This window comes from Streptomyces sp. NPDC091376, assembly GCF_044757085.1.
GTDB lineage: Bacteria > Actinomycetota > Actinomycetes > Streptomycetales > Streptomycetaceae > Streptomyces > Streptomyces pratisoli.
In genome coordinates this window covers 664,782-680,937 of sequence record NZ_JBIVUF010000001.1, presented here as the reverse complement: position 1 = coordinate 680,937, position 16,156 = coordinate 664,782, and the positions used below count along the sequence as shown (strand labels likewise).

Below are 16,156 nucleotides of genomic sequence, written 5' to 3'. Positions count from 1 at the left end.
GTCGCCCGGCCCGTCCATCCGCTTGTGGGGGGCGGGGGCTAGGCGGCGGTCCGGCGGCCGCCGGTGCCGCCCTGGGCACCTCCGGCCGCGGGCCCGCGGGAGCGCCCGCGCTTCGCCGGCGCACGCCCCGCCTGGGAACGGCCGGACTGCGTGTGGCCGGCCTGCGTGTGGCCGGACTGGGCACGCCCCGACTGGGAACGGCCGGACTGTGCCCGGCCCGTCTCGCTGCGGGCGTTCTCCGTGCGGCCCCCTTCGGCACGGCGGCCGGAGCCGCCGCCGTTCTGCGGGCGCTTGCGCTTCGGGCGCGACGAGGCGGGCTGCTGAGGCTGCGGGATCTCGATGGTGATCGCCACCCCGGACGGCTCCCTGGCTCCGGTCAGCCGGGCCAGCTCCTCGTCACTGGACTTGATCATGGCCGTGCGCGGGCTGATTCCCGCGTCGGACATCAGCCGGCTCATCTCGCGCTTCTGGTCCGGCAGCACGAGTGTCACGACACTGCCCGACTCTCCCGCCCGAGCGGTACGGCCGCCGCGGTGCAGATAGTCCTTGTGGTCCATCGGCGGATCGACGTTCACCACCAGATCGAGGTCGTCCACGTGGATGCCACGAGCCGCCACATTGGTCGCCACCAGCGCGCTGACCTGGCCGTTCTTGAACTGGTCGAGGGTGCGGTTGCGCTGCGGCTGGGTCCTGCCGCCGTGCAGTCCCGCCGCCCGCACACCGCTGGCCAGCAGGCGCTTGACCAGCCGGTCCACGGACCGCTTCGTGTCGAGGAACAGGATGACCCGGCCGTCACGGGCCGCTATGCGCACGGTGACGGCCTTCTTGTCCGTCTCGTCGGCGACGTAGAGAACGTGATGGTCCATGGTCGTGACGGCGCCGGCGGACGGGTCCACCGAGTGCACCACCGGGTCGACCAGGAACTGCCGCACCAGGCGGTCGATGTTCCGGTCCAGGGTGGCCGAGAACAGCATCCGCTGACCGCCCGGCTCGACCTGCTTCAGCAGAGCGGTGACCTGCGGCAGGAATCCCATGTCGGCCATCTGGTCGGCCTCGTCCAGCACCGTGATCGCGACCTGGTCCAGTCGGCAGTCACCACGCTCGATGAGGTCCTTCAGCCGTCCGGGCGTCGCGACGAGCACCTCGGCACCGCGCCGCAGCGCGCCGGCCTGCTTGGCGATCGACATTCCGCCGACGACGGTCGCGAGCCGCAGGTTGACCGCCGTCGCGTACGGGGTGAGGGCATCGGTGACCTGCTGCGCGAGCTCCCGCGTGGGAACGAGCACCAGGCCCAGCGGGCTCCCGGCGACCGCCCGGCGCCCGGCGGTGCGGGCGAGCAGCGCCAGTCCGAACGCGAGGGTCTTGCCGGATCCGGTACGGCCCCGTCCGAGCAGGTCACGGCCGGCGAGCGAGTTCGGCAGGGTGGCGGCCTGGATCGGGAAGGGGGCGGTCACCCCCTGGGCGGCGAGGGTCTTCAGCAGCCCTGTCGGCAGCTGCAGCTCCTCGAACGACTCGACGGCGGGCAGGGCGGGCGTGCTGGATTCCGGCAGGGTGAATTCCTGCGGAGGCGCCACGCGGCGCGCACCGCCGGAGCCCTTCGCCGACCGCTTCGCGGACTGGTTAGCGGGCTGGGTGCCAGTGCGCCTGGCCGGTCGCTTGCGTGCGGGACGTTCGGAGCGAGTCATTCGGGGGATTGCCTTCCTGGGCCTGAGGACAGCACAAGCCGGGGCCCGCACGCGAAGGTGCGGGCCCCGGCTGCGTGGTACGCGTCCGGGGTCAGGCCGGGACGATGTTCTCCGCCTGCGGGCCCTTCTGGCCCTGCGTGACGTCGAAGGTGACCTTCTGGCCTTCCTGGAGCTCGCGGAAGCCCGAGGTGGCGATGTTCGAGTAGTGAGCGAAGACGTCGGCGCCGCCGCCGTCCTGCTCGATGAAGCCGAAGCCCTTTTCAGCGTTGAACCACTTCACGGTTCCCGTAGCCATGTCATTCTCCTGACAGGTGAGAGGCCCCATCCGGAGATGCCGGAAACAGTAATGCGCCTGCGGATCATTCCCGTCAGGCGCACATAAAGTTCATGGGTACCAAAACTGCAACGCGACCAACCGTAGCACGCCGGATGTGGATCGGGCGCGAGGCGGTCGGCGGACACGCCGGAGCCCCGCGCCGGCCACGGGGCGTCCCGGCCGAGGACGGGTACCGGCTGACGCCGTCGCGGCCGCTCGATGATCGCTTCCGCGGGCCGCGGCGGACCCCGTCCGCCCGGAGCGAGCGGAACCACCGGAACGACCGGAACCACCGGAGCGAGGGGAACGGGCGGAGCGACCGGAGCTCAGAGCCGCTCGATGATCGTCACGTTCGCCTGACCGCCGCCCTCGCACATCGTCTGCAGCCCGAATCGCCCGTTCGTGCGTTCCAGTTCGTGCAGCAGAGTGGTCATCAGCCTGACGCCGGTCGCCCCGAGCGGATGGCCCAGCGCGATGGCGCCGCCGTTGACGTTCACCCTCTCCGGGTCGGCGCCGGTCTCCTTCAGCCACGCCAGGACGACGGGTGCGAACGCCTCGTTGATCTCGACGAGGTCGATGTGGTCGAGGGTGAGGCCGGTCTTCTTCAGCGCGTACGCGGTCGCCGGGATCGGCGCGGAGAGCATCCGGATCGGGTCCTCGCCGCGCACCGACAGATGGTGGACGCGAGCGCGCGGGGTCAGCCCGTGCTCCGCTACCGCGCGCTCGCTCGCGAGCAGCATCGCCGCCGCGCCGTCCGAGACCTGTGAGGAACAGGCCGCGGTGATCGTGCCGCCGTCGACGACGGGCCTCAGGCCCGCCATCTTCTCCAGGGTGGTGTCGCGGCGGGGGCCCTCGTCCGCCGTCACGTCCCCGTACGCGACGGTCTCCCGCTCGAAGCGGCCCTCGTCGATCGCACGGATCGCCCGCTGGTGGGACCGGAGGGCGAACTCCTCCATGGCGCGACGGGAGATGTCCCATTTCCGCGCGATGAGTTCGGCGCCGTGGAACTGGTTGACGGGTGCGTCGCCGTACCGCGCCCGCCAGCCCTCGCTGCCGGCGAAGGGGCCCTCGGTCAGCCCGAGCGGCTCGGCGGCCTGCCGGGAGGCGAAGGCGATCGGGATCTGCGTCATGTTCTGCACGCCGCCCGCAACGACGAGGTCCTGGGTGCCGGACATGACGCCCTGGGCCGCGAAGTGCACCGCCTGCTGGGAAGAGCCGCACTGGCGGTCGACGGTGACGCCGGGCACCTCTTCGGGAAGTCCTGCCGCCAGCCAGCTCGTGCGCGCGATGTCACCGGCCTGCGGGCCCACGGTGTCCAGACAGCCGAAGACGACGTCCTCCACGGCCGCAGGGTCGATCCCGGACCGTTCGACCAGGGCCTTGAGGACGTGCGCACCCAGGTCGGCCGGGTGCGCGGCGGCGAGGCCGCCCCTGCGCCGGCCCACCGGGGTGCGGACCGCTTCGACTATGTAGGCCTCGGCCATGGCTGCTCCTCCTTCGTCGTGATGCCGTCCAGCACCATCGACAGGTACTGGCGGGCGATCTCGTCCGGGCTGTGCTGTCCCCCCGGCCGGTACCAGGAGGCCGCGACCCATACGGTGTCGCGGACGAACCGGTAGGTGAGCCGGATGTCCAGGTCGTCGCGGAAGACCCGCTCGGCGACCCCGCGCTCCAGCGTTCCGAGCCAGGCCTTCTCGAACTTCTGCTGGGAGTCGGCGAGATAGCCGAAGCGGGGCTGTGCGGAGAGGTGCCGGGACTCCTTCTGGTAGATCGCCACGGCCGCACGGTGCCGGTCGATCTCCCGGAACGACTCGGTGACGAGCGCCTCGATGGTCTCCCTCGGTCCGAGTCCGGCGGCGAGGACCGCGTCGTACCCGGCCCAGAGCTCGTCGAGGAAGGTGGAGAGGATCTCGTCGAGCATCGACTCCTTGGAGTCGAAGTGGTAGTAGAGGCTGCCCGCCAGCATCCCCGCCTCGTCGGCGATCCTGCGGACGGTCGTGGCGTTGTAGCCCTGGGCGGCGAACACCTCGGCGGCGGTGTCGAGGAGTTCGCGGCGCCGCTCGGGCGAGGCGGTCACCTGGGTCTTCTTCTTGGTCGTCGGCACGTGTCCATTCTGGTCCCGCCCCGCATCTACGCGTGCTGGCTGCTGACGGACACGGTCTCGCCGGTCATGTAGGAGGAGTAGCCACTGGCCAGGAAGACGATGACGTTGGCGACCTCCCAGGGCTCGGCGTGGCGGCCGAAGGCCTCGCGGGCGGTGAGTTCGTCCAGCAGCTCGGCCGAGGTGACCTTCACCAGATGCGGGTGCATGGCGAGGCTGGGCGCGACGGCGTTGACCCGGACCCCGTACTGGGCCGCCTCGACGGCCGCGCACCGCGTGAGGGCCATGACGCCGGCCTTCGCGGCGGCGTAGTGGGCCTGTCCGGCCTGGGCGCGCCAGCCGACGACGGAGGCGTTGTTGACGACGGCCCCGCCGCGGCCGGCCGCCCTGAACGCGCGCAGGGCGGCGCGGGTGCAGCGGAAGGTGCCGCCCAGGGTGACGTCGAGGACGCGGGACCACTGCTCGTCGCTCATGTCGACGAGCTGGGCCGTGCCGCCCAGTCCGGCGTTGTTGACGACGACGTCGAGGTGTCCGTGGACCCGTACGGCCGTGTCGAAGAGAGCCTGCACCTGGGTCTCGTCGGTGACGTCGCAGACCAGCGAGTCGACGGCGGCCGGCCCGAACTCCCCGGCCAGCGTCTCCTCCGTCTCCTTGAGGCGGCGCGCGTGCGCGTCGCTGATGAGGATCCGGGCGCCCTCCTCCAGGAAGCGGCGGGCGGTGGCGCCGCCGATGCCGCTCCCCGCGGCCGCGGTGATCACGGCGGTGCGGCCCTCCAGCAGCGCGTGCCCGGCCACGTACGGAGCCTTGTTGTCCCTCACACGGGCAAGTTAACCTACCAAACACTTGTTAGGGAAGCGTCGCGACGAGGGAGCGGGCACCTCATGGACCTGGACCACACCGACGAGGAGAACGCCTTCCGCGCCCTGGCCCGCGACTGGCTGCGCGCCCACGTCCCCGACGGGCCGCTGCCCTCGCTGGAGACCGCGGAGGGCTTCGCCGCGCACCGGGAGTGGGAGGCGGAGCTGTCCGCCGGCCGCTGGTCGGTGGTGTCCTGGCCCGAGCGGTACGGCGGACGCGGCGTGGACCTCTTCCACTGGCTGGTCTTCGAGGAGGAGTACTACGCGGCGGGCGCGCCCGGCCGGGTCTCCCAGAACGGCATCAATCTCCTCGCCCCGACGCTCTTCGACCACGGCACCGAGGAGCAGCGGGCCCGGATCCTGCCGTCGATGGCGAGCGGCGAGGTGATCTGGGCGCAGGCGTGGTCGGAGCCGGAGGCGGGCTCGGACCTCGCCTCACTGCGGTCCCGGGCGCTGCGGACGGACGGCGGCTGGCTGCTGTCGGGCCAGAAGACCTGGTCGTCGCGGGCGGCCTTCGCGGACCGGGCGTTCGGGATCTTCCGCACGGACCCGGAGGCGGACAGGCCGCACCGGGGTCTGACGTATCTGATGTTCGACCTGCGGGCGCCGGGTGTGACGGTGCGGCCGATCGGCCGGCTCGACGGGAAGCCCGCCTTCGCCGAGCTGTTCCTGGACGAGGTGTTCGTGCCGGACGAGGACGTGATCGGCGAGCCGGGCCAGGGCTGGCGTATCGCCATGTCGACGACCGGCAACGAGCGGGGGCTGACGCTCCGCTCCCCCGGTCGCTTCCTCGCCGCGGCGGACCGGCTGGTGGAGCTGTGGCGCTCGACGGCCGACCCCTGCGACACCGCTCTGCGTGACCGGGTCGCCGACGCGATCATCGGGGCGCGGGCGTACCGGCTGTTCACGTACGCCCATGCCTCCCGGTTCGCCGCGGGCGGGCCGGTCGGGGCCGAGTCGAGCCTGAACAAGGTCTTCTGGTCGGAGTACGACATCGCGCTGCACGAGACCGCGCTCGATCTGCTGGGCAGGGACGGCGAGTTGGCCGACGGGCCGGGTGAGTGGGCCGAGGGGTACGTCTTCTCGCTCGCGGGCCCGATCTATGCCGGGACGAACGAGATCCAGCGCGACATCATCGCCGAGCGGCTGCTCGGCCTGCCGAAGGGACGCCGCTGATGCGGCGCCCTCGCCCGGGCTTCGTCCCGGACCCGGGATGCCCGGCCGGCGCCGGGCCGCCGGTGCGGGCGGCGGTGCGGGTGCCGGGGGCGCCGCGGGCACGCGGCGCGCACGGGCCGAGCCGCGGACGAAGCGGGCCACCGTCACGAGGAGACGTCCTGTGAAGTTCCTGCCGACCGACGAACAGCGGGCGTTCGTGCGCTCGCTGGACGCCATGCTGACGGCCGCGGACACACCGCGGGCGGCCCGGGCCTGGGGCGCGGGCGACCCCGGTCCCGGGCGCGCGGTGTGGTCCCGGGTGGCCGACGCCGGGGTCTTCGCGCTCGCCGTGCCCGAGGCGTACGAGGGCGTGGGGCCGCGCCCCGTCGAACTGGCCCTCGCCTTCGTGGAGCTGGGGCGGCACGCGGTGCCGGGCCCGCTGGTGGAGACGGCAGCGGCGGCGACGCTGATCTCCGGCCTCGGCGACCCGGCTCTCGCGAAGCGTTTCCTGCCGGGCATCGCGGCGGGCGAGACCGTGGTCACCCTGGCGCTTGAGGGGCAGGGGCCCTACGCGCTGGACGCGGACACGGCGTCGGTCACGCTCATGGTCCTCGGCGACGAGCTGCGCGTCGCGCCCGGGCACGGGCCGGTACGGGCCTCGGCCGATCCGGCGCGGCGGCTGGCCGTCCCGGACGGCGGAGGCGAGGTACTGGCGAGCGGGGCTCACGTGGCGGCCGCCGCCGCGCGAGCCGTCGACCGGGCCCGGCTCGCGACCGCCGCCCAGGCGCTCGGGACCGGGCTGGCGCTGCTGGAGCGGACCGTCGCGTACGTCAGGCAGCGCTCGCAGTTCGGTGTCGCGATCGGCTCGTTCCAGGCGGTCAAGCACCGGCTGGCGGACACGCTGATCGCCCTCGAGTTCGCCCGGCCGCTGGTGCTCGGCGCGGCGCTGACGACGGCACCGGCCGACATCGCCGCGGCGAAGGTGGCAGCGGGCGAGGCCGCGTACGGCGCCGCCCGCACCGCTCTGCAGCTGCACGGCGCGGTCGGCTACACCGACGAGCCGGCGCTCTCCCTCTGGCTGCGCAAGGCCCGACCGCTGCGGGACGCCTGGGGGACGCCCTCGCAGTGCCGCGCGGCCGTGCTGTCCGGCTGAATCATGGGGCGTCCGTGCGCGGCGGGCTGTCGTCGTTGCCGCGCCGGATCGTCCGCAGCGCCCGGCCCGGCCGCCAGGTCCGTACGACGAGTTCGTCGCCCTCGACCCCGGTCCGTACGGCCTCGGACAGCTCGGCCCGGAAGAGATGGAACGGCTGCGGCGCCTCGGTCGCCTCCTGGAACCGGGCCGTCACGTCCGGGTCCGTCACCTCGACCGCCCGTCCGCCGATCCGTACGTCCCCGTCGTCCATGGACGCGTCGGCCCCGGGGTTCGCGTGGACGGCGAACCGCGGGTCCCGGCGAAGGTCCAGCGCCTTGCGCGAGTTCGGCATCATCCCGAGCCACAGCTCCCCGAAGCGGAAGGTCACCTCGATCCCGGTCAGCCGCGGGGACCCGTCCCCGCGGAGGGTCCCGAGGACGTGGTGCGTGTACTTCTCGAAGCGCTGCCGCACGGTCGCGGCGAAGTCGGGCTCAGCCGCCTGAAAGTCTGCCCAGCTGTTGTTCATGGATCCAGGAAAGCCTGGAAACCCGACATCTACTGTCGTGATTTCCTCGGCCGAGGGTACGCGTGGCGTTACGCGCGCACGATGCCCTGCGCGCGGGCGGCGGCCAGCCATGACGGGAACTCGGAGACGAGCCGGTCGTACAGCTCGGCGTCCGCGACCCGGCGCGGGTCCTGGCCGGCGTGGAAGAAGCCCGCGTTGTCGACGGGACGCTTGGCCGGGACGGCCAGGTCGTCGAGCTTGCGCAGGAAGTCGAACTGCTTGCTGCCGGGGTCGCCGAAGCCGATGAACTGCCAGAAGATCGGCAGCTTGGCCGCCTTGCACACGTACCGCTCCGCGGCGAGCTTGTTGATCGGCCCGCCGTCCGTCTGGAAGACGACGAGGGCGGGGGCCGTGGCGCCGCTGTCCAGGTAGTGGTCGATGACCGCGTCCATGGCGAGGTGGTAGCTGGTCTTGCCCATGTGGCCGAGTCCGGCGACGATCCGGTCGATCCGGCCCTCGTGGTCGGCGAGCGCGATGTCCGTCTCCGCGTCGATGTCCGTGGAGAAGAACACGACAGGCACCCGCCCGTCGTCGTCGAGATGGGCCGAGAGCCCCAGCACCCGGTCGGCGAGAGCCTGGACGCTGCCGTCCTTGTAGTACGGCTTCATGGAGCCGGAATAGTCGACGACCAGGTAGACGGCCGCGCGCTGACCGTTGAGCCCGTGCTTCTCCAGCGAGACGCCCGCGCTCTTGTAGAGGCTGACGAGGGCCGGGGCGGACTCCTCCATCTTGCGGAGGCTGATACCCGCCATGGCTAGATGACGCAGCCCTTCACGGCGGCGACGAACGACACCCATCCCGCGGCCGGGAAGACGAGCGCGGGGCCCTCGGGCCTCTTGCTGTCGCGCACGGGAACGATGCCGGGAAGGTCGGCGACCTCGACACAATTGCCGCCCGTGCCATCGCTGTAGGACGACTTACGCCAGCCGGTACGACTCAGATCCAGTGGGGTTGTCATGTGACCCTGTAGTCCTCCGCCACCGATTCCAGCAGGTCCAAGGACGCCATCGGTGACAATGCGGCGGCCCTGGAAAGATCGTATGACCTCTGGCAGTGCTCGACCAGGGCCGGATCGTCGATGAGTTGACCGCTGCCCGCCCCCTCCGTGTAGACGACGGACGGTGCGTCGCCGAAGGACATCACGGAGATCATGCTGTCGATGTACGCCTCGCTCATGCTGGTGAACGGCAGCACCTGCACCACCACCCTGCGACGTCGCGCCACTTCGACGATGTGGAGAAGCTGCTCGTGCATGGTCTCGGACCCGCCCATCGGCGATCGAAGCACCGTCTCACTGAGAATCTCCCACAGTACGGGCCGCGTTGAATCGTCCAGGATGCCCTGCCGGTCCATCCGGGCCCGGACACGTTCCTCCACGCTCTCCTGCGAGGCGAACGGAGTGGCGGTACGTGTGATCGCCCGCGCGTACGCCTCGGTCTGCAGGAACCCCGGTACCAACACCGGCGCGTACTCGCAGATCGTCTTCGCCAGCCGCTCCAGCTCCGCCGCGTCCGCGAAGTAGTCCGCCACCTTCGATGTGCGGGCCAGCCGGCACAGCCGCTGAAGGTGCTCCCCGCTGCCCAGTACCTCGTCCAGCTGCTTCGACATCTCCAACTGCGGCCGTCTCGTCGCGTTCTCGAACTGGCCGATGTAGGTGGCGGAGCAGAAGACCCGCTCCCCGACCTGCTCCTGCGAGAGCCGCGCGGCTTCGCGCAGTCTGCGCAGCTCCGAGCCGTAGAAGGCCCTCGGGTCGGTGTACGGGTCGGTGTTCCTGGGCTCGGTCATGGCCAAGGTCCCCTTTGCGCAACGCACTTGCCGGTCCTACCGAGCGTAGCCGTTGACCAGCGCTGCGTGAGGGCGGAATCCGGTACTCCGCGCACGCGAACGCACCGCGGCGCCTGCCCGGTGTCCGGTCGGGGACGGTGGGCAGGCGCCGCGGTCTGTTCCGTACGCCGTTGTACGGGACGTCTTCGGGGTGGGATCAGACCGTCAGGGAACGGTCCGTGGGGCGGATCGGGGCGGGCAGTTCGCTCACGCCCGTGAGGAAGCGGTCCACGCCGCGTGCCGCGGAGCGGCCCTCGGCGATGGCCCAGACGATGAGGGACTGGCCGCGGCCGGCGTCGCCGGCGACGTACACGCCGGGGACGTTGGTCGCGAAGTCCGCGTCGCGGGCCACGTTGCCGCGCTCGTCCAGCTCCACGCCGAACTGCGAGACCAGGCCGTTCTGGACGTCCGTGCCGGTGAAGCCCATGGCGAGGGTGACCAGTTGGGCCGGGATGACACGCTCGGTGCCCGGCTTCTGGCTCAGCTTGCCGTCGACGAACTCGACCTCGATCAGGTGCAGGGACTGGACGTTGCCGTCCTCGTCTCCCTCGAAGTGGGTGGTGGAGACGGAGTAGACCCGCTCACCGCCCTCCTCGTGCGCGGACGTCACCTTGTAGAGCATCGGGAACGTCGGCCAGGGCTGGTGGCCGGGACGGTCCTCGCCCGGACGCGGCATGATCTCCAGCTGGGTGACGGACGCCGCACCCTGGCGGTGGGCGGTGCCGACGCAGTCCGCGCCGGTGTCGCCGCCGCCGATGACGACGACGTGCTTGCCCTCGGCGGTGATCGGCGGCGCCACGAAGTCGCCCTCGACGACCTTGTTGGCGAGCGGCAGGTACTCCATCGCCTGGTGGATGCCGTTCAGCTCACGGCCCGGGACGGGCAGATCGCGAGCGGTGGTGGCACCGGCGGCGATGACGACGGCGTCGTACCGGCGGCGCAGCTTCGCCGCGTCGATGTCGCGGCCGACCTCCACGCCGGTGCGGAACTTGGTGCCCTCCGCGCGCATCTGCTCGATACGGCGGTTGATGTGCCGCTTCTCCATCTTGAACTCGGGGATGCCGTAGCGCAGCAGCCCGCCGATGCGGTCGGCGCGCTCGTACACGGCGACCGTGTGGCCGGCGCGGGTCAGCTGCTGGGCGGCGGCGAGGCCGGCCGGGCCGGAGCCGATGACCGCGACGGTCTTGCCGGACAGCCGCTCGGGCGGCTGCGGCTTGACGTCGTTGGCGTCCCACGCCTTGTCGATGATGGAGACTTCGACGTTCTTGATGGTGACGGCGGGCTGATTGATGCCGAGCACGCACGCCGACTCGCACGGAGCGGGGCACAGCCGGCCGGTGAACTCCGGGAAGTTGTTGGTGGCGTGCAGGCGCTCGCTCGCGGCCTGCCAGTTCTCGCGGTAGGCGTAGTCGTTCCACTCGGGGATCAGGTTCCCCAGCGGACAGCCGTTGTGGCAGAACGGGATGCCGCAGTCCATGCAGCGCCCGGCCTGCTTGCTGATGATCGGCAGCAGGGAGCCGGGGACGTAGACCTCGTTCCAGTCCTTGACGCGCTCACCGACCGGACGGGTCGCGGCGACCTCGCGTCCGGTGGTCAGGAAGCCCTTGGGGTCAGCCATTGGTCGCCGCCTCCATCATCTTCTCGGTGGTCTCGCGCTCGGAGAGACCGGCGAGCTCAGCGGCGTCCTTGGCGGCGAGCACTGCCTTGTACGTGGTCGGGATGATCTTGCTGAACCGGGCCGCGGCCGCGTCCCAGTCCGCGAGGAGCTTCTCGGCGACGGTGGAACCCGTCTCCTCGTGGTGGCGGCGCACGACATCGTGCAGCCACTGCTTGTCGCTGTCGGACAGAGCCTCGACGGCGTCCACGTTGCCGGCGTTGACGTTGTCCTTGTCGAGGTCGACGACGTACGCGATACCGCCGGACATGCCGGCCGCGAAGTTGCGTCCCGTACCGCCGAGGACGACGGCGTGGCCGCCGGTCATGTACTCGCAGCCGTGGTCGCCCACGCCCTCGGAGACCACCAGCGCACCGGAGTTGCGGACGCAGAAGCGCTCGCCGGTGCGGCCGCGCAGGAACAGTTCGCCGCCGGTGGCGCCGTAGGCGATGGTGTTGCCCGCGATGGTGGAGTACTCGGCCAGGTGGTCGGCACCGCGGTCCGGGCGGACGACGACGCGGCCGCCGGAGAGGCCCTTGCCGACGTAGTCGTTGGCGTCGCCCTCCAGGCGCAGCGTGACGCCGCGCGGCAGGAACGCGCCGAAGGACTGGCCGGCCGAGCCGGTGAAGGTGATGTCGATGGTGTCCTCGGGCAGGCCCGCACCGCCGAACTTCTTGGTCACCTCGTGGCCGAGCATCGTGCCGACGGTCCGGTTGATGTTGCGGATCGCGACCTGGGCGCGGACCGGCTGGGCCTCCTCGGCAGAGGCCGCGGCCAGCGCGTCCGCGGACAGCTTGATCAGCTCGTTGTCCAGGGCCTTCGCCAGGCCGTGGTCCTGCTCGACCAGCTGGTGGCGTACGGCGCCGTCGGGCAGATCGGGCACGTGGAAGAGCGGCTGCAGGTCCAGGCCCTGCGCCTTCCAGTGGTTCACGGCCTGGGTGGTGTCCAGCAGCTCGGCGTGGCCGACGGCCTCCTCCAGCGTGCGGAAGCCCAGCTCGGCGAGCAGCTCGCGGACCTCTTCGGCGATGAACTCGAAGAAGTTGACGACGAACTCGGCCTTGCCGGTGAAGCGTTCACGCAGGACCGGGTTCTGGGTGGCGATGCCGACCGGGCAGGTGTCCAGGTGGCAGACGCGCATCATGACGCAGCCGGAGACGACGAGCGGCGCGGTCGCGAAACCGAACTCCTCGGCGCCCAGCAGCGCGGCGATGACGACGTCCCGCCCGGTCTTGAGCTGACCGTCGGTCTGCACGACGATCCGGTCGCGCAGACCGTTGAGCAGCAGCGTCTGCTGGGTCTCGGCGAGGCCGAGCTCCCAGGGACCGCCCGCGTGCTTCAGCGACGTGAGCGGGGACGCGCCCGTACCGCCGTCGTGGCCGGAGATGAGGACCACGTCGGCGTGTGCCTTGGAGACACCGGCGGCGACCGTGCCGACACCGACCTCGGACACCAGCTTCACGTGGATGCGGGCGGCCGGGTTGGCGTTCTTGAGGTCGTGGATCAGCTGGGCCAGGTCCTCGATGGAGTAGATGTCGTGGTGCGGCGGCGGCGAGATCAGGCCGACGCCGGGGGTGGAGTGCCGCGTCTGGGCGATCCACGGGTAGACCTTGTGGCCGGGCAGCTGGCCGCCCTCGCCGGGCTTGGCGCCCTGGGCCATCTTGATCTGGATGTCGTCCGCGTTGACGAGGTACTCGCTCGTCACGCCGAAGCGGCCGGAGGCGACCTGCTTGATCGACGAGCGGCGCGTCGGGTCGTACAGACGGTCCGGGTCCTCGCCGCCCTCACCGGTGTTGGACTTGCCGCCCAGCTGGTTCATGGCGACGGCGAGGGTCTCGTGCGCCTCCTTGGAGATGGAGCCGTACGACATGGCGCCGGTGGAGAAGCGCTTGACGATCTCACTGGCCGGCTCGACCTCGTCGATGGAGATCGACTCGCGGCCGGACGTGAAGCCGAAGAGTCCGCGCAGCGTCATCAGGCGCTCGGACTGCTCGTTCACGCGCTCGGTGTACTTCTTGAAGATGTCGTACCGCTTGCTGCGCGTGGCGTGCTGCAGGCGGAAGACGGTCTCGGGGTCGAAGAGGTGCGGCTCGCCCTCGCGGCGCCACTGGTACTCGCCGCCGATCTCCAGCGCGCGGTGCGCCGGGGCGATGCCGCTGGCCGGGTACGCCTTGGCGTGCCGGGCGGCGACCTCCTTGGCGACGACGTCGAGACCGGCGCCGCCGATCTTCGTCGCCGTGCCGTTGAAGTACTTGTCGACGAAGGCCTCGTCGAGACCGACGGCCTCGAAGACCTGGGCGCCGCGGTAGGAGGCGACGGTGGAGATGCCCATCTTCGACATGACCTTGAGGACGCCCTTGCCGAGGGCGTAGATCAGGTTGCGGATGGCCTGCTCGGGCTCGATGCCCTCGATGAACGTACCGGCGCGCAGCAGGTCCTCGACGGACTCCATCGCCAGGTACGGGTTGACGGCGGCGGCCCCGTAGCCGATGAGCAGCGCGACGTGGTGCACCTCGCGGACGTCGCCGGCCTCGACCAGCAGGCCCACGTGGGTGCGCTGCTTGGTGCGGATGAGGTGGTGGTGCACGGCGGCGGTGAGCAGCAGCGACGGGATCGGGGCGTGCTCGGCGTCGGAATGCCGGTCGGAGAGCACGATGAGGCGTGCCCCGTCCTCGATCGCGGCGTCGGCCTCGGCGCAGATCTGCTCGATACGGGCGGCCAGCGCGTCGCCGCCGCCGGAGACCCGGTAGAGGCCCGCCAGCGTCACGGCCTTCATGCCGGGCATGTCGCCGTCGGCGTTGATGTGGATGAGCTTGGCCAGCTCGTCGTTGTCGATCACCGGGAACGGCAGGGTGACCGACCGGCAGGAGGCCGCGGTCGGGTCCAGCAGGTTGCCCTGGGGGCCGAGGGACGAGTGCAGCGAGGTGACGAGCTCCTCGCGGATGGCGTCCAGCGGCGGGTTGGTGACCTGCGCGAACAGCTGGGTGAAGTAGTCGAAGAGCAGCCGCGGGCGCTCCGAGAGGGCCGCGATCGGGGAGTCGGTACCCATGGAACCGAGGGGCTCACCGCCGGTGCGGGCCATCGGCGCCAGGAGGACGCGCAGCTCCTCCTCGGTGTAGCCGAAGGTCTGCTGGCGGCGGGTGACCGAGGCGTGGGTGTGGACGATGTGCTCGCGCTCGGGGAGGTCCTCGAGCTCGATCTCGCCGGCCTCCAGCCACTCCTGGTACGGGTGCTCGGCGGCCAGTGCGGCCTTGATCTCGTCGTCCTCGATGATGCGGTGCTCGGCGGTGTCGACGAGGAACATCCGGCCCGGCTGGAGACGGCCCTTGCGGACGACCTTGGCGGGGTCGATGTCCAGGACGCCGACCTCGGAGGAGAGGACGACGAGTCCTTCGTCGGTGACCCAGTAGCGGCCCGGGCGCAGACCGTTGCGGTCGAGGACCGCGCCGACCTGGGTGCCGTCGGTGAAGGTGACACAGGCCGGGCCGTCCCAGGGCTCCATCATCGTGGAGTGGTACTGGTAGAAGGCGCGCCGGGCCGGGTCCATGGAGTCGTGGTTCTCCCACGCCTCGGGGACCATCATCAGGACGCTGTGCGGGAGCGAGCGGCCGCCGAGGTGGAGCAGCTCCAGGACCTCGTCGAAGGAGGCGGAGTCGGAGGCGTCCGGTGTGCAGACGGGGAAGATCCGGTCCAGCTTCTCGTTCCCGAACAGGTCGCTGACCAGCTGGGACTCACGGGCGCGCATCCAGTTGCGGTTGCCCTTGACCGTGTTGATCTCGCCGTTGTGCGCGACGAAGCGGTACGGGTGGGCGAGAGGCCAGCTCGGGAAGGTGTTGGTGGAGAACCGGGAGTGCACCAGGGCCACGGCGGTGGCGAAGCGGCGGTCCGAGAGGTCCGGGAAGAAGGGCTCCAGCTGGCCGGTGGTCAGCATGCCCTTGTAGACGATCGTGCGGGCGGAGAGCGACGGGAAGTACACCCCGGCCTCGCGCTCGGCGCGCTTGCGCAGCACGAACGCCTTGCGGTCGAGGGCGATGCCGGTGGCCTCGCCGTCCCCGTCCGCGACGAACAGCTGGCGGAAGGCCGGCATCGTCGAGCGGGCGGTGGCGCCGAGCAGCTCGGGGGCGACGGGGACCTCGCGCCAGCCGAGGACGTTCAGGCCCTCCTCGACGGCGATCGTCTCGATCCGTGAGACGGCGTCGTCCTGCTCGGCCTGAGGGACGAAGGCGATACCGACGGCGTACGAACCGGCCTCGGGAAGCTCGAATCCGGCGACCTCGCGCAGGAACGCGTCCGGGACCTGGAGCAGGATGCCGGCGCCGTCGCCGGAGTCGGGCTCGGAGCCGGTGGCGCCGCGGTGCTCGAGGTTGCGCAGTACGGTCAACGCCTGCTCCACCAGCTCATGGCTGGCAACACCGGTCAGGGTGGCCACGAACCCGACACCACAGGCGTCGTGTTCGTTACGGGGGTCGTACATCCCCTGCGGGGCGGGGCGACCGTCCATGGGCGACCAGGCGTAGGAACGCATCGGCTCTCCCGTCGTCGTCGTGGCATATGGCGGTGCCGAGGGACGACGTTGGCCCTCCGCTGAAATTTCGTGCAGGTTACATGATGGAGTGGTTCTCGACTAGCGGATAGACCATTCCAACATGCGGACACCGCGGTCTGGGGTCTGATAGCGGCGCAGGTGGGGGACGGGTGCGGACGGATCGCCATCCACGGACCCGGATGCAGAGCAGGCTTCGTTGCCCACAGCGCTTACGGCTCATGCCCGGTGGTCACGGATTCGAAACCGCCGGGTAACGGGCTCCTGATGTGAGCCACGTCCAGTGTCGCATTCGGCGGCCCGATCGGGCACCGGGACATGCGTCAC

The 16,156-nt window shown here is 71.1% G+C and carries 13 protein-coding genes; 2 read left to right on the top strand and 11 right to left on the bottom strand.

Annotated features, from left to right (window positions below; genetic code table 11):
- Positions 1 to 38 precede the first annotated feature (38 nt).
- The 5 genes from ACIQMR_RS03010 to ACIQMR_RS02990 all read right to left on the bottom strand — a co-directional run bounded on the left by ACIQMR_RS03010 (position 39) and on the right by ACIQMR_RS02990 (position 4,920).
- Complete coding sequence (locus ACIQMR_RS03010; RefSeq protein ID WP_401382132.1) at positions 39 to 1,685, bottom strand: DEAD/DEAH box helicase; 1,647 nt, start codon at positions 1,683 to 1,685, stop codon at positions 39 to 41.
- A gap of 91 nt (positions 1,686 to 1,776) precedes the next feature.
- Positions 1,777 to 1,980, bottom strand: coding sequence for a cold-shock protein (locus ACIQMR_RS03005; RefSeq protein ID WP_020871138.1), 204 nt, complete (start codon positions 1,978 to 1,980; stop codon positions 1,777 to 1,779).
- 347 nt (positions 1,981 to 2,327) lie between these two features.
- Entirely contained in the window at positions 2,328 to 3,485 is a 1,158-nt protein-coding gene (locus ACIQMR_RS03000; RefSeq protein WP_401382129.1) for an acetyl-CoA C-acetyltransferase, read from the bottom strand.
- Positions 3,467 to 4,105 carry a TetR/AcrR family transcriptional regulator gene (locus ACIQMR_RS02995; protein ID WP_401382126.1) on the bottom strand — a complete coding sequence of 213 codons (639 nt, stop codon included), beginning with the start codon at positions 4,103 to 4,105 and terminating at the stop codon, positions 3,467 to 3,469. The genes ACIQMR_RS03000 and ACIQMR_RS02995 overlap by 19 nt, the downstream gene beginning before the upstream one ends.
- A 26-nt stretch (positions 4,106 to 4,131) precedes the next feature.
- Complete coding sequence (locus ACIQMR_RS02990) at positions 4,132 to 4,920, bottom strand: SDR family oxidoreductase (RefSeq protein WP_401382123.1); 789 nt, start codon at positions 4,918 to 4,920, stop codon at positions 4,132 to 4,134.
- Positions 4,921 to 4,983: 63 nt separating this feature from the next.
- Here ACIQMR_RS02990 and ACIQMR_RS02985 point away from each other — a divergent pair, with 63 nt between their 5' ends.
- Both ACIQMR_RS02985 and ACIQMR_RS02980 read left to right on the top strand, forming a co-directional pair.
- Positions 4,984 to 6,135 (top strand): acyl-CoA dehydrogenase family protein, encoded by a 1,152-nt coding sequence (locus ACIQMR_RS02985; RefSeq protein WP_401382120.1) that lies wholly within the window; start codon positions 4,984 to 4,986, stop codon positions 6,133 to 6,135.
- A gap of 160 nt (positions 6,136 to 6,295) precedes the next feature.
- A complete protein-coding gene (locus ACIQMR_RS02980; protein ID WP_401382118.1) occupies positions 6,296 to 7,267 on the top strand; it encodes an acyl-CoA dehydrogenase family protein in 972 nt (323 codons plus the stop codon).
- 1 nt (position 7,268) lies between these two features.
- On the opposite strand, the gene ACIQMR_RS02975 is transcribed toward ACIQMR_RS02980, so the two are convergent.
- From ACIQMR_RS02975 to gltB, 6 genes are all read right to left on the bottom strand, one after another.
- Positions 7,269 to 7,772, bottom strand: coding sequence for a pyridoxamine 5'-phosphate oxidase family protein (locus ACIQMR_RS02975; protein ID WP_401382116.1), 504 nt, complete (start codon positions 7,770 to 7,772; stop codon positions 7,269 to 7,271).
- Positions 7,773 to 7,840: 68 nt separating this feature from the next.
- Positions 7,841 to 8,563 (bottom strand): vWA domain-containing protein, encoded by a 723-nt coding sequence (locus ACIQMR_RS02970; protein WP_401382113.1) that lies wholly within the window; start codon positions 8,561 to 8,563, stop codon positions 7,841 to 7,843.
- 2 nt (positions 8,564 to 8,565) lie between these two features.
- Positions 8,566 to 8,769 carry a DUF397 domain-containing protein gene (locus ACIQMR_RS02965; RefSeq protein WP_401382111.1) on the bottom strand — a complete coding sequence of 68 codons (204 nt, stop codon included), beginning with the start codon at positions 8,767 to 8,769 and terminating at the stop codon, positions 8,566 to 8,568.
- Complete coding sequence (locus tag ACIQMR_RS02960; RefSeq protein WP_401382109.1) at positions 8,766 to 9,596, bottom strand: Scr1 family TA system antitoxin-like transcriptional regulator; 831 nt, start codon at positions 9,594 to 9,596, stop codon at positions 8,766 to 8,768. Before ACIQMR_RS02960 ends, ACIQMR_RS02965 begins: the two co-directional genes overlap by 4 nt.
- Positions 9,597 to 9,792: 196 nt before the next feature.
- Positions 9,793 to 11,253, bottom strand: coding sequence for a glutamate synthase subunit beta (locus ACIQMR_RS02955; RefSeq protein ID WP_401382106.1), 1,461 nt, complete (start codon positions 11,251 to 11,253; stop codon positions 9,793 to 9,795).
- Positions 11,246 to 15,811, bottom strand: coding sequence for a glutamate synthase large subunit (gene gltB / locus ACIQMR_RS02950; RefSeq protein WP_401382103.1), 4,566 nt, complete (start codon positions 15,809 to 15,811; stop codon positions 11,246 to 11,248). Before gltB ends, ACIQMR_RS02955 begins: the two co-directional genes overlap by 8 nt.
- Positions 15,812 to 16,156: the final 345 nt, after the last annotated feature.

What these genes read in the sequence shown, in the direction of transcription:
- ACIQMR_RS03010 (WP_401382132.1), bottom strand. Translation starts at nt 1,685, where the DNA reads ATGACTCGCTCCGAACGTCCCGCACGCAAGCGACCGGCCAGGCGCACT.
- ACIQMR_RS03005 (WP_020871138.1), bottom strand. Translation starts at nt 1,980, where the DNA reads ATGGCTACGGGAACCGTGAAGTGGTTCAACGCTGAAAAGGGCTTCGGC.
- ACIQMR_RS03000 (WP_401382129.1), bottom strand. Translation starts at nt 3,485, where the DNA reads ATGGCCGAGGCCTACATAGTCGAAGCGGTCCGCACCCCGGTGGGCCGG.
- ACIQMR_RS02985 (WP_401382120.1), top strand. Translation starts at nt 4,984, where the DNA reads ATGGACCTGGACCACACCGACGAGGAGAACGCCTTCCGCGCCCTGGCC.
- ACIQMR_RS02975 (WP_401382116.1), bottom strand. Translation starts at nt 7,772, where the DNA reads ATGAACAACAGCTGGGCAGACTTTCAGGCGGCTGAGCCCGACTTCGCC.
- ACIQMR_RS02970 (WP_401382113.1), bottom strand. Translation starts at nt 8,563, where the DNA reads ATGGCGGGTATCAGCCTCCGCAAGATGGAGGAGTCCGCCCCGGCCCTC.
- ACIQMR_RS02965 (WP_401382111.1), bottom strand. Translation starts at nt 8,769, where the DNA reads ATGACAACCCCACTGGATCTGAGTCGTACCGGCTGGCGTAAGTCGTCC.
- ACIQMR_RS02960 (WP_401382109.1), bottom strand. Translation starts at nt 9,596, where the DNA reads ATGACCGAGCCCAGGAACACCGACCCGTACACCGACCCGAGGGCCTTC.
- ACIQMR_RS02955 (WP_401382106.1), bottom strand. Translation starts at nt 11,253, where the DNA reads ATGGCTGACCCCAAGGGCTTCCTGACCACCGGACGCGAGGTCGCCGCG.
- gltB (WP_401382103.1), bottom strand. Translation starts at nt 15,811, where the DNA reads ATGCGTTCCTACGCCTGGTCGCCCATGGACGGTCGCCCCGCCCCGCAG.